At 43.0% G+C, this 13,269-nt stretch carries 10 protein-coding genes and 1 pseudogene; 6 read left to right on the top strand and 5 right to left on the bottom strand.

Going from position 1 to position 13,269, the window contains the following annotated elements:
• Window positions 1–775 precede the first annotated feature (775 nt).
• From gyrA to ACLS0A_RS03275, 3 genes and pseudogenes are all read left to right on the top strand, one after another.
• Complete coding sequence (gene gyrA / locus ACLS0A_RS03285) at window positions 776–3,427, top strand: DNA topoisomerase (ATP-hydrolyzing) subunit A (protein WP_423105262.1); 2,652 nt, start codon at window positions 776–778, stop codon at window positions 3,425–3,427.
• 102 nt (window positions 3,428–3,529) lie between these two features.
• Window positions 3,530–3,877: a SirB2 family protein gene (locus ACLS0A_RS03280; RefSeq protein WP_416082401.1), complete on the top strand. Its 348-nt coding sequence runs from the start codon at window positions 3,530–3,532 to the stop codon at window positions 3,875–3,877.
• A 248-nt stretch (window positions 3,878–4,125) separates the two neighbouring features.
• Window positions 4,126–4,620, top strand: a pseudogene (locus ACLS0A_RS03275) (hemerythrin domain-containing protein); the annotation flags it as partial.
• Window positions 4,621–4,655: 35 nt separating this feature from the next.
• Here ACLS0A_RS03275 and qseC read toward each other — a convergent pair.
• The 4 genes from qseC to ACLS0A_RS03255 all read right to left on the bottom strand — a co-directional run bounded on the left by qseC (window position 4,656) and on the right by ACLS0A_RS03255 (window position 8,035).
• Window positions 4,656–6,041, bottom strand: coding sequence for a quorum sensing histidine kinase QseC (gene qseC / locus ACLS0A_RS03270; RefSeq protein WP_416082402.1), 1,386 nt, complete (start codon window positions 6,039–6,041; stop codon window positions 4,656–4,658).
• A gap of 1 nt (window position 6,042) precedes the next feature.
• Complete coding sequence (locus ACLS0A_RS03265; RefSeq protein WP_126372021.1) at window positions 6,043–6,708, bottom strand: response regulator; 666 nt, start codon at window positions 6,706–6,708, stop codon at window positions 6,043–6,045.
• 19 nt (window positions 6,709–6,727) lie between these two features.
• Complete coding sequence (tenA, locus tag ACLS0A_RS03260) at window positions 6,728–7,378, bottom strand: thiaminase II (protein WP_416082403.1); 651 nt, start codon at window positions 7,376–7,378, stop codon at window positions 6,728–6,730.
• A gap of 126 nt (window positions 7,379–7,504) precedes the next feature.
• Window positions 7,505–8,035 (bottom strand): YgiW/YdeI family stress tolerance OB fold protein, encoded by a 531-nt coding sequence (locus ACLS0A_RS03255; RefSeq protein WP_416082404.1) that lies wholly within the window; start codon window positions 8,033–8,035, stop codon window positions 7,505–7,507.
• Between the two features lie 99 nt (window positions 8,036–8,134).
• Here ACLS0A_RS03255 and ACLS0A_RS03250 point away from each other — a divergent pair, with 99 nt between their 5' ends.
• From ACLS0A_RS03250 to ACLS0A_RS03240, 3 genes are all read left to right on the top strand, one after another.
• Window positions 8,135–9,253, top strand: a complete 1,119-nt coding sequence (locus ACLS0A_RS03250; RefSeq protein ID WP_416082405.1) for a pyridoxal phosphate-dependent aminotransferase — start codon at window positions 8,135–8,137, stop codon at window positions 9,251–9,253.
• Window positions 9,254–9,281: 28 nt separating this feature from the next.
• Window positions 9,282–10,577: a serine dehydratase subunit alpha family protein gene (locus ACLS0A_RS03245; RefSeq protein WP_416082406.1), complete on the top strand. Its 1,296-nt coding sequence runs from the start codon at window positions 9,282–9,284 to the stop codon at window positions 10,575–10,577.
• Window positions 10,578–10,801: 224 nt separating this feature from the next.
• Entirely contained in the window at window positions 10,802–12,112 is a 1,311-nt protein-coding gene (locus ACLS0A_RS03240; RefSeq protein WP_126372949.1) for a nucleobase:cation symporter-2 family protein, read from the top strand.
• A 64-nt stretch (window positions 12,113–12,176) separates the two neighbouring features.
• On the opposite strand, the gene ACLS0A_RS03235 is transcribed toward ACLS0A_RS03240, so the two are convergent.
• Window positions 12,177–13,253 (bottom strand): TIGR01620 family protein, encoded by a 1,077-nt coding sequence (locus ACLS0A_RS03235; RefSeq protein WP_416082407.1) that lies wholly within the window; start codon window positions 13,251–13,253, stop codon window positions 12,177–12,179.
• Window positions 13,254–13,269: the final 16 nt, after the last annotated feature.

Raw genomic sequence — 13,269 nt, 5'->3', positions numbered from 1 at the left:
TAAAGAAAATATTTTTCTACGTTAAATTTCTTTTTTCTTTGGGATAAATAACGGGTTTCGCTCGTTGAGCGACCTACTTTCTTTTGCTTGCTCAAAAGAAAGTAGGCAAAGAAAAAAGCCCCCGACTAAATTGCTAATCTTCATTTTTAACAAATTTTCTTAACGAAAAGTAAGCCCATACTCGCTGCGCTGCGTTTAGGCGTTACTTTTCTAAAAATTTGTTAAAAATGAAGGCAATTTACACGGAAGATGATAATACGCTTTCAATGGATTGCACCTACCTGTCCCCCTCTTTAGTAAAGAGGGGTTAGGGGAGATTTGTTCTTAACTTTACCACCTACGAGCCATAGTTGGTTAGGTAACACAGCCACGCTGTGGCTGAGATAAGGGAATTTTCTTTGCACTTTCTAAAAATCCCCAAATTCCCACCGCACTTTAAAATTCACTCTAACCGAATTTCCCCGTCCAAACCGCCATCATTCCGATAAAATTTTTAGAAAAATCACGCCGAGCGAGAGCGAAGCGAACATCAGGCTGATTTTTCGTTAAGAAAATTTTATTGGAATGAGGAAACGCGGTTTGATCGGGGTGCTTTTTTCTTTGCCTACTTTCTTTTGAGCAAGCAAAAGAAAGTAGGTCGCTCAACGAGCGAAACTCGTTATTAATCACAAAGAAAAAACAAATTTACGCCATAACAATCTTTATTAAATTAGAGAAATAATTGAAATTATGCTACAATCTCGCCTAATTTTTTATCTAATTAGGGAATATTTCAATGACGAATTTGGTTTCAAACGTTACCCCTGTGAGTATTGAGGAAGAGCTGAAATCTTCCTATCTTGACTATGCAATGTCCGTGATTGTTGGGCGTGCGTTGCCTGATGTGCGTGATGGGCTAAAGCCAGTACACCGCCGTGTTTTATATTCAATGGATCAAAGTGGCATTACCTATAATAAAGCCTATGTAAAATCTGCTCGTGTGGTGGGTGATGTGATCGGTAAATATCACCCGCACGGAGATAGTGCGGTTTATGACACCATTGTACGTATGGCGCAGCCGTTTTCATTGCGTTATATGTTGGTGGACGGTCAAGGTAACTTCGGTTCGGTGGATGGTGATGCGCCAGCGGCAATGCGTTATACCGAAGTGCGTATGCAAAAGATCACGCAGGAATTATTAACGGATTTAGACAAAGAAACCGTGGATTTCTCGCCGAACTATGATGGCAAAGAAATGATCCCTGATGTGTTGCCAACCAAAATTCCAGCCTTGTTAGTCAATGGTTCATCGGGGATTGCGGTGGGTATGGCAACCAATATTCCCCCACATAATTTAGGTGAAGTGTTAGATGGTTGTTTGGCTTATTTAGACAACGAAGACATCACCATTGATGAATTAATGCAATTTATTCCTGGCCCAGATTTCCCAACGGCGGCGTTAATTAATGGTCGCAAAGGCATTGAAGATGCCTATAAAACAGGGCGTGGAAAGGTTTATGTGCGTGCCAAAGCAGAAATTGAAACCAGCGAAAAAGGCCGCGAAACCATTATCGTGACGGAAATTCCTTATCAAGTAAACAAAGCGAAATTGGTGGAAAAAATCGCTGAGTTGGTGCGTGATAAAAAAATCGAAGGCATTAGCAACGTGCTTGATGTATCCAATAAAGAAGGTTTCCGTATTGAAATTGAAGTGAAACGCGATGCTGTGGGCGAAGTGGTGCTAAACAACCTTTATGCACTCACCCAAATGCAAGTGACCTTTGGTATCAATATGGTGGCATTGGATCACGGTCAGCCGAAATTATTCAATTTAAAACAAATTATTGAAGCCTTTGTGAAACACCGCCGTGAAGTGGTTACACGCCGTACGGTGTTTGAACTGCGTAAGGCCCGTGAACGTGCGCATATTTTAGAAGGTTTAGCCATTGCCTTAGCCAATATCGATCCGGTTATTGAATTAATTCGTGCGTCAAAAACCGGTGATGAAGCCCGTGAAGCCTTGCTTGCGCGCGGTTGGGATTTGGGCAATGTGAGTGGAATGTTAGAAGCGGCAGGAATGAATGCTTCTCGCCCTGAAGATCTTTCCCCTGAATTAGGTGTGCGTGATGGGCTATATTACCTTTCTGAAGAACAAGCTCGCGCTATTTTAGATTTACGTTTACAACGCTTAACTGGCTTAGAACACGAAAAAATCGTTACCGAATACCAACAAATCTTGGTCGAAATTGGCGAATTATTACGCATTTTAAATAGCACTGAACGCTTAAGAGAAGTGGTGTGTGAAGAGTTAGAACGTGTTAAAGCGGAATTTAACGATAAACGCCGCACTGAAATCACAATGGCGTCAGGCGATATTAATTTAGAAGATTTAATCGCACAAGAAGATGTTGTGGTAACCCTTTCTCACGAAGGTTATGTGAAATATCAACCACTTACCGATTACGAAGCCCAACGCCGTGGCGGTAAAGGGAAATCGGCAACCAAGATGAAAGAAGAAGATTTCATCGAAAAATTATTGGTTGCCAACACCCACGATACGATTTTATGTTTCTCTAGCCGTGGACGTTTATACTGGCTCAAAGTGTATCAATTACCGCAAGCCAGCCGTGGTGCGCGTGGTCGTCCAATCGTTAATATTCTGCCATTAGACGAAAACGAGCGTATCACCGCCATCTTGCCAATTTCCGCTTATGAAGAAAATAAATTTGTGGTGATGGCAACCGCAGGCGGTATGGTGAAAAAAATCGCTTTAACCGAATTCAGCCGCCCACGTTCAAACGGGATTATTGCTCTTAACTTGCGTGATGAAGATGAACTTATCGGCGTGGATATTACAGACGGTTCAAACGAGATTATGCTGTTCTCATCACAAGGACGCGTGGTACGCTTTGCAGAAAGTGCAGTGCGCCCAATGGGACGTACCGCAACAGGGGTGCGCGGCATTAAATTAGCCCTAACTAACGATCTAGCGGAAGATGAAAGTGCGGTGGAAATTGAAGAAATTTCTGAGGATAACACCGAAGAGACGCTAGATCTTAATATCGACAAAGTGGTGTCGCTGGTGATCCCGAAAGATAACGGCGCAATCCTTACCGCAACGCAAAACGGTTATGGTAAACGTACCGATTTAGCGGAGTATCCAACCAAATCGCGTAACACCAAAGGGGTGATTTCTATCAAGGTGAGCGAGCGTAACGGTAAAGTGGTTGCCGCGACCCAAGTGGAAGAAAATGACCAAATTATGCTGATTACTGATGCAGGAACTTTAGTCAGAACCCGTGTTAGCGAAGTGAGCATTGTTGGACGAAACACCCAAGGGGTTCGCTTAATCCGCACCGCTGAAGACGAGCAGGTGGTGAGCCTTGAGCGTGTTTGTGATGTGGACGATGAAGAATCGGGCATTGAAACAGACGATGTGGAAGAATAAAAACAAAGTGGGCAACTCGCCCACTTTCTCTTTTCCCAAAGCTGAAACCTTTTTTCACACTGGACTTTTAAAATCCCAAACCATTCTATAGGAATTTAGACAATGATTTTTTATGCTATTTACACCCACTTTTTTTGTGCTTTTATTAGCTTAGGGCTATTTATTATTCGTGCCTTAATGCAATTTGCAGGAAAAGATTGGCGTGCCATAAAATTACTCAAAATCCTACCGCACTTATCCGATACGCTAATTATCGTAAGCGGTGCAATCTTATTATTCTCCCTAGGAATAGGCTTCCCTTGGTGGATTATCGCCAAATTTGCCTTATTAATTAGCTACATCATTTTTGCCGCTAAGTTTTTTAAACGAGGCACAGCTAATAGCCCAGCGACATTTCTGTTTGCATTAATTTCATTTGTTGGCGCAATGCTACTCGGCTACAACCATTAATCTCACTAAACTCTCAAGCGGTTTGGTTTAGCTTAAACCGCTTTTTCACTTCACCCAGCCTTTTATTCTCTATAATTCAACGTGCGGTGGAATTTTGTAAAATTCCCCCACCTATTTTGAGTTATAAAATCTGATTTAGATCATAAGCCGACCACCTTTTCTTAAAAAGAAGTTGGGATTACCAATCAAATACCTTAGTATTTTGGTCAGGTTTAACAATCCAATATTAAGGTCAAATTATGTCATTAGAAAATAGAATGAAACAAGCCGATCAACAATGGCAAAGCGCCAGTTATCAAGATACTATCTCGCATATCTTATCGCGTTTTCATCAACGTCATCGTGAACAATTACAAGAGCTAATTCCCCTTGCAGAAAAAGTAGAAGAACGTCACGCTGATCACCCTGATTGTCCAAAAGGTTTAGCTGACGCGCTAAAAAATGCCTATACGGATTTGTCTAGCCATATGATGAAAGAAGAACAAATCTTGTTCCCAATGATCCAAGCAGGTAATTATATGATGGCACGAATGCCTATTCAGGTAATGGAATTTGAACACGATGAACACGGTGCAACGATTGAAGTATTACGCACTCTCACCCACAATATGACACCACCTGCTGATGCCTGCACTTCTTGGCGTAATCTCTACCAAGGTATTCAAGAATTTTGTGATGATCTGCAAGAGCATATTCACACGGAAAATAATATCTTATTCCCACGTGTATTAAGCGAACAATAGTCGCAACAATAATAATGTTAGCACCTTAAGGCGGTTTAAGGTGCTTTTTTATTCAATAAAATCTCCACCCAAAATCCTTTCTCTCCACGCGAATTCTCCGCATTTTTATACCGCACTTGGTAGTGATGTAATTGGGCGATGCGTTGTACGATAGATAATCCCAAGCCGCTGCCTTTTTCATTTTGGCCTGCGGGGCGGTAGAAGCGTTGGCCGAGTTTATCTAGGGCGTCATCAGGGACACCACCGCCATTGTCGGCGATGATAAGTTTATCTTGTTGTAAAATAAGGCGAATTTCGCTGCCTTTAGGGCAATAGGCAATGGCGTTGTCGATCAGATTGCGTAGCATCAAAGAAAGCAATAATGGTTCACCTTGTTGCGTATTGGGTTTGCTTAGCAGTTCAAAAATTAATGTGATCCCTGCTTTTTCGGCTTTTAAATAACGCTCCGCCACAAGCTCGGTGATTAATTTATCCCATTCAATGGTGTTAAGATGGGCTAATTCATTGAGATTATCTAAGCGCGAAAGTGTAAGCAACTGTTCCACCAATTGGCTTGCGCGATCGATGCCTAGCGTAAGGTTTTGCAATGCTTGATTGCGCATTGTTTCATCATCAACTGCCATTTGTGCGAGTTCAGTTTGAATACGCAATGCGGTGAGCGGGCTACGCAATTCGTGCGCCGCATCAGATGTAAAACGCCGCTCTCTGAGTAGGCTGGTTGCGATGCGGGTAAAAAATTGATTTAAATTTTGCACTAATGGCAAGATTTCTTTTGGCACTTGCTGCGTGTCGAGCGGTTGTTCATCATCAGGGCTACGCTGGCTCACCTGTTCGCTCACATTGCGCAATATCGCTAATTCACGGCTAATTGCCCAAATAATCACGGCAAGCAACACAGGCAGGCTAGCAAACCAAATCCACATTTGACCTAGCACCATTTTTTCGACTAATTCTTGGCGATATTCCAGCTCTTGTCCCACGGCGATCATTAATCTGCCTTCCGCCGCGGGCAGCCAAAAAATTCGCCATTCATCGTCATCACCTTGCAAGGTGGTGTTATTAAACCCCCTTTTCGGTTCATAAATGAAATTGTTGCCGTTTTCACTATCACTGAGCAGCATTTCACCATCGTGATTAAAAATCGCAAAGGCAAGGGCGTCATCATCGTAATTTTGTCTTTTACGAAAGTGCGGTGGTTTTTGGCGATAATTTTTTCCTTCGGGGCGGTAGCGCTCAATTAAAATACTTTTTAAATGCGAAGTGGCTAGCCGTTTGGCGAATAAAATCTGTTGTGTATCAAAAACTTCGTTTACTTGGCTACGCGCTGCCGACCACGCAATCGCAGTAGATGCCAGCCAAATAGCGCTGGCTAACAGGGAAAGAATGAGAATTAGACGAAGACGTAAGCTACGCGGTTTCATTTTATTCCTCGATTGTACCAAGGGCATAGCCTACGCCGTGTATCGTGCGAATAAACGGTTTGCCGAGTTTTTGACGTAAATTGTAAATATGCACTTCCAACGCATTGCTACTCACTTCATCATTCCAAGTATAGAGCTTTTCTTCAATAAATCCGCGAGAAAGTACCCGCTCTTTATGATGCATAAATAGCTCAAGTAACTTGTATTCCGTCCCTGTGAGGGAAACTTCTTGATTACGCAAAAAGGCTTTGTGCTGCCCCAGATCAAGGCTCACCGCACCGTGGGTGAGAAGCGATTGTGTTTGCCCATAACGGCGGCGAATGAGCGCTTGTAAGCGAGCGACCACTTCACCGAGAGCAAAGGGCTTGCCGAGATAATCGTCCGCCCCGAGTTGCAAACCTTCAATGCGTTGTTCTAAGCTATCTCGTGCGGTTAAAATAAGTACAGGCACATCTTGATTGGCTTTACGCCATTGTTGCAACACCTGCAAGCCGTCTTTTTTCGGCAAGGTGAGATCGAGCACCACGGCATCATAAGGGGCGGAAGCCAAGGCTTGCATACCGCTTTCACCGTCTTGAAACCAATCGACACTGAAACCTGATTTGCCGAGCCCAATGTTAAGGCCATCACCGATCAACGGATCGTCTTCAATTAATAAAATTCGCATAATTTTAACCGCACTTTAGTTAGCTTAAATCTAGCCCCATTTGCCAAAAGTCAATTTCCATTCGTGTCGCCGTGGTGAAAATATGCTGTAATTGTTGCTGTTGTTTTGCTGAAACATTTTCAAATAATCCGTTGAGCATTGCGCTAAACTCCGCCGCAGCTTGTTGAAAATCTGGTGCGGCGTAAGTATCGATCCATTTCTGATAAGGATTATTCGGCGTTGGCGCTTGGCAGCCGAGCATTTTACCGATTGCCGCATAGCCCAACATACAAGGCGCAAGGGCGGTATAAAGTTCCGCAAGCCCACCTTTGATGCCACAATCCAGCACATAACGCGTGTAGGCTACACAAGCGGTGGATTCTGGCACTTTTTGCAGATCCTGTTCGGAAATACCCCATTCTTGGCAAAATGCAATGTGCAACTGAATTTCTTTCAGCAGCACGTCATTGGCTTGATGAGCGGTGTGAATTTCAGCAAAATTATCCGCTTTGAAAATGCCTAGCGATAACGCACGGCTGTACTGAAAGAGATAGAGATAATCTTGCTGTAAATAATGTTGAAAGCATTGGCGTGGCAGGCGACTTGTGGCGAGCTGCTGCACAAAGGAATGTTGGATATAATTATCCCAATAAGGCTGGCTTTGGGCGATCAGGTTTTCTATGGTAAGCATTTGATTTTCCTTTTATGTTGAAGTAAATAATGCCATTTTGTCCCATTTACCACATAAACCCAATGAGCAAAATGCCCATTGAGTTTAGCCTAAAAAGATAAATTTGCGAATGGAATCTTTTCTCGATTAATTACTTTTTGCCACTTTTGCAACGCGTTGAACTTCCAATTCTAATTTTTTGTCGGATTTCTCCACTTCCGCAAGAATTTTCACTTCATCATTTGGCGTGATCGTTTTGCCACGCCACGCGTGCGGCTCAATTTCCACTTCAATTTCACCGCTCTTATCGCGGAATAAGAAATCATCTTTGCTTAATTGTTTAACAATATTTCCTTGTAAAACAATGCGTTGATCATCTTTCCAAGCAGCTTGCTCGCTAATTTGGCTTACAGGTAAATTATTCGCAAAGGATTTTTTATCCTTGGTTTGCGGTTGTGGATTAGTCGGATCAACAAATCCACCGCGTTTTTTGTGCTCTTTTTTATGTTTATGATGATGTTTTTTATGCGCTTTTTCTGCTTTTTCCGCATCTGGTAGGATTGGCGCTGTTTGCTCTACTGTGGCTATTTTGTCATTACTTGCAGGTAAATTCTCAGCGTTCACCACTAGGCTTGCAGTTGATAATAGTAAAATTGTTGCTAAACTAAGTTTTTTCATTGTTAAACTCCTTTCAAATGACAAGACGACTGTCTTGTTGGGAACATTAAAACAAAGAAATATTAAGAGAATCTTAAGACAGGCAAAAAGGAAAAAATAATGCGTTGTGAAAATATGTCGGCATTTATTGTGATGGATATTGTGCGTGAAGCGGCGAAATACCCTAATGCCATTCATTTTGAAATTGGCCAACCTGATTTACCGCCATCACCGAAAGTCAAGCAAGCCTTGCAACAAGCCATTGAAGACAATCAATTTAGTTATACAGAAAGCCTTGGCTTGCCCGCATTGCGTGAAAAAATTCGTGAATTTTACCACCGCACTTATCAAGTGGAGGTTGCGCCGCATCGCATTATTCTTACCCCCGGTACAAGTGGCGCATTTCTTGTCGCCTATGCCTTAACCCTTAATCAAGGGGATAAACTGGGGCTGACAGATCCTGCTTATCCGTGCTATAAAAATTTTGCTTATATGATGGATATTCAGCCTGAATTTATCCCCGTAGACAAGCAAGATTGTTATCAGCTTGCACCACAACAGCTTGAAAATCGTCAAATTAAGGCTTTGCAAATTTCTTCACCCGCCAATCCAACGGGCAATATTTATACGCCTGAACGTCTGCAAGCGCTGAATGAATATTGTATTGCTAATCAAATTGCTTTTATTTCCGATGAGCTTTATCACGGCTTGGTTTATGATGAGCAAGCCGCGACCGCCTTGCAATTTAATCCGAATGCTTATGTGATTAACGGGTTTTCTAAGTATTTTTGTATGCCGGGAATGCGTTTAGGCTGGATTATCGTGCCAGAAGAAAAGGCAAGAGAAGCGGAAATTGTGGCGCAAAACATTTTTATTTCTGCGCCCACATTGAGCCAATACGGGGCGCTGGCGGCCTTTGATTATGATTATCTTGATGAAATTAAAGGCATTTTCCAAGAACGGCGAGATTTTCTGTATAACGAATTAAAAGCCTTATTCAAGATCGAGTTTAAACCACAAGGGGCATTTTATCTTTGGGCAGATGTGTCTGATTACACGCAAGATAGCTATGAATTTGCGAAAAAAATGCTGGCTGAAATTCAAGTAGCAGCCACCCCAGGGATCGATTTTGGGGAAAATGGTACGAAGCATTATCTCCGCTTTGCCTATACCAGAGAGATTGCCCATTTACGCGAAGGCATAGAGCGAATGAAAAAATGGCTCGCTGAACAGAAATAATTACCGCACAGCAAAATAAAGGAACATTATGAATTTTCAAGCAGATACCGAACAAGCCCTATTGGACATTGTAAAACAAGAAGTGGTTCCCGCACTAGGCTGCACCGAACCCATTTCCCTTGCTTTAGCGGCGGCAACCGCACGACAATATTTAAACGCGATGCCCGAACGTATTGAAGCAAAAGTTTCGCCTAATTTAATGAAAAACGGAATGGGTGTAACCGTGCCTGGGACAGGGACTTTAGGGCTGACGATGGCTGCGGCCATCGGGGCGATTGGTGGCGATCCTAATGCTGGATTGGAAGTGTTAAAAAACATCACGCCAGAACAAACCGAACAAGCGAAACAAATGATCAAGGAAGATAGAGTTTCTGTTTCAATTTTTGAAACGGAGCATATTTTGTATTCTGAAGCTACGCTTTTTCATCAGCAGGACAAAGTGTGCGTGCGCATTGCGGCCCATCATACCAATGTGATTTATATTGCCAAAAATGATCAGGTGATTTTCACCAAACCTTGCGCGGTAGAAAGTGAAAATTTGTACGAAATTTTTACCGCACTTTCAGCGAAAGCGATTTTTGATTTTTCCACCCAAGTGGATCTGGCCAAGATTAAATTTATTGATGAAGCTGAAAGGCTAAATTCAGCCCTTTCACAAGAGGGCTTACGGCAAGATTATGGCTTGCATATTGGGCGCACATTGCAAAAACAAATTGCCACAGGATTGCTCGGTGATGATTTAATGAACCGCATTATTATCGAAACCACCGCCGCCTCCGATGCGAGAATGGGGGGCGCAAATCTGCCTGCAATGAGTAATTCTGGCTCTGGTAATCAGGGGATTGCGGCGACAATGCCTGTTGTGGTGGTTGCAAAACATATTAACGCCACTGATGAACAGCTCACCCGTGCGTTATTTCTTTCGCACTTAATGGCGATTTATATCCATAGCAAACTGCCAAAACTTTCCGCATTATGTGCGGCGACCACCGCAGCAATGGGTAGTTGTGCGGGCATTGCTTGGTTGCTTACGGGCAAATTTGAAACCGTAAGTATGGCAATCAGCAGTATGATTGGCGATATTAGCGGCATTATTTGTGATGGCGCAGCAAATAGCTGTGCAATGAAAGTATCCACCAGTGTAACCTCAAGCTATAAAGCGGTACTAATGGCATTGGATAATATGCAAGTTACCGGCAACGAGGGCATTGTAGAACATTGTATCGATCGTTCAATTAATAACCTTTGCAACATTGCTTCACGCAGTATGCAATACACCGATCGACAAGTTATTGAGATTATGGTGAGTAAACCAAAGATGTAGATGTCTTTATTAAAGTGAAGGGCTAAATTAAATTAGCCCCTAATTTTTGTCCTCCTTCATCGCATTAAGTTAAAATAAAAAATCTATAACTCATTCCCCCTAAATCCCCCAAATAACAAAGTGCGGTGCAATTTTACAAAGTTTTAGCCGCGCAAAAGCAAACGATTGCTTAAAATCCATTTTCAAGTATAATGCGCGCTATTTTTTATTACTCAGGAAAGCTTATGAACAACAACCTACTCTATTCCGTTGAAGACAAACCGCCTTTCGGGTTAAGCCTATTATTAGCCGCTCAGCATTTGCTTGCCGCCTTAGGGGGGATTATTGCTGTGCCATTGGTGATCGGGAATGTATTAAAATTACCCACCGAAGACACCATCACCTTGGTAAACGCCGCGCTACTTATTTCAGGCGTGGTAACCATTATTCAATGCCGTGGTTTAGGCCCGATCGGTATTCGCTTACCAAGCGTAATGGGGACAAGTTTCACCTTTGTGGCCGCGGCCCTTGCCATTGGCTTTAGTGAAGATGGCGTTGCAGGGATTTTAGGCGCTTCGCTCGTGGGATCGTTGGTGATGATCATCGGTAGTTTCTTTATGCCTTATATCCGTAAATTATTCCCACCTGTGGTAACAGGAACCGTGGTGATGATGATCGGCCTTAGCCTTATTCCTGTGGCGGTGGATTGGTTTGCTGGCGGACAACGCAACGATCCGAATTATGCCACGCCAGAAAACCTGATGATGGCAAGTTTCGTGTTAGTCATTGTGGTGATTTTAGTGCAATGGGGTAAAGGCATTTTTTCCGCGGCCGCTATTGTAATTGGAATGATGACAGGCTATGTGGTAGCGCTCGCCCTAGGTTGGGTGAATTTTGATGGGGTGAAACAAGCGCAAATTTTCGCCGTACCGCAACCGCTACACTTTGGTTTATCTTTCCCTATTGCGGGAATTATTGGTATGTCCATCGCCTATTTAGTAACCATTGTGGAATCAAGCGGTAATTTCTTAGCCTTAGGTAACGCCACGAAAACGGAAATCACAGGAAAACATTTACGCGGTGGCGTGTTGTGTGATGGTTTAGGTTCAGCCCTTGCGGCGATTATGTCCACTACGCCGTTTTCTTCTTTCTCGCAAAATATCGGCGTGATTTCTCTTACTGGCGTGGCAAGCCGCTATGTTGTTGCTATAACTGGGGCATTATTGGTGCTAGCAGGCTTATTCCCAGTATTCGGTGCGTTAATTGTGTCAATTCCACTACCAGTGCTTGGCGGCGCGGGGCTGATGATGTTCGCAATGATTATTGCCGCAGGTATCCAAATGCTAGATAGCATTGAACGTAGCAAACGCAACGGCTTAATTATCGCTATTTCCATCGGTTGCGGCTTAGCTGTAACCACTCGCCCAGAATTACTTGAAAAACTACCGCACTTTTTCAAAGAAGTACTCGGTTCAGGCATTACTGTGGGATCCTTATTAGCGTTGATTTTGAACTTAGTGCTGCCGCAAGATAAAAAACCAAAAGAGAATGCTTAAAGGTTCATTTTATGAATAAAAAAAATTGCCCCTAGTTATCAACGCTAGGGGCAATTTTTATAGATTAATCTGCTTTTTTACTTGGCAACAATAAGCCCTTTAAACTCGATAACACTTCTTTTTGAATATGCTTTAAGCGTGGGCGTTCTTCTTGCTTAAAGGCAAGCGGACGGCAGAATTCCATTGCTTTAATACCAAGCCTTGCGGTAAGCAGCCCCACGCCAACACCTTGGGCAATGCGAGCGGAAAATTTCGCCGTAACATCTTGTGAAAGCCAATCCATTCCAATATCTTGGATCACTTCTGTCGCACCGGCAAACGCCATATTTAATAGCACCATTCGCAATAAACGCAGACGGCTGAAATAACCCAACTCAATATGATAAAGTTTGGCTAACTGATTGATTAAGCGAATATTTCGCCACGCGATAAAAAACACATCAACCACCGCCAAAGGACTAACTGCAACAATGGCTGCGGCTTCGATGGCATTTTTGCTAATTAATTTTTGGGCTTGTTTATCAATGGGTTTTAGCACGGTTTGGCTGAATAAATAGGCGGTTTCACTGGCGGAATGCCCTTCATTAGCCTGCTTTTGCCACTGGATAAATTCTGGCGATTGTGGCGAAATATCCATTGCTTTCACAATATCTTGGCAGAGCTGTTGAACTTTTTCACTTTCTTGTGGGGAAAAATCTTGCTGAAAATCCACCGCACTTTGCTGGCGTACAGATTGGCGGTTAAGCAAGGTTTGACTTTGCGTTTGCAAGATCATTCGTTTTTTTAACTTCACCAGCTTGCGCCATTCGCTGACAATCGCGCTGATTCCCAATGCCACCAAGGAACAACTTGCCACGGCAAAAGAGAAATAAATCCATTGGTGATTTTGCCAGCTATCAATCAACCATTGCACCGACTGCGCAATCACTGCGCCACCAAAAAAGAGTGCAGAACCTGCTAGCCATTTTTTCCACCAACGGGATTTCGGCTGTACCGCTTGCTCAAACTGTGGTGCGAGATCGCCCAGTTCATCTTCCACTTCCGCTTCAATAATTAAATTCTCTTGCGAAAAAGTTTGTTTCGGTGCAAAGGCTTGTTGTTCTTGATCTTCAAGTGCGGTGTGAAAAATTTGTTTTTTCATTGCTTATCTCCGTTAC

The organism is Avibacterium volantium (assembly GCF_049366555.1).
Lineage (GTDB): Bacteria > Pseudomonadota > Gammaproteobacteria > Enterobacterales > Pasteurellaceae > Avibacterium > Avibacterium volantium_A.
This window is presented reverse-complemented; position numbering and strand designations above follow the sequence as displayed.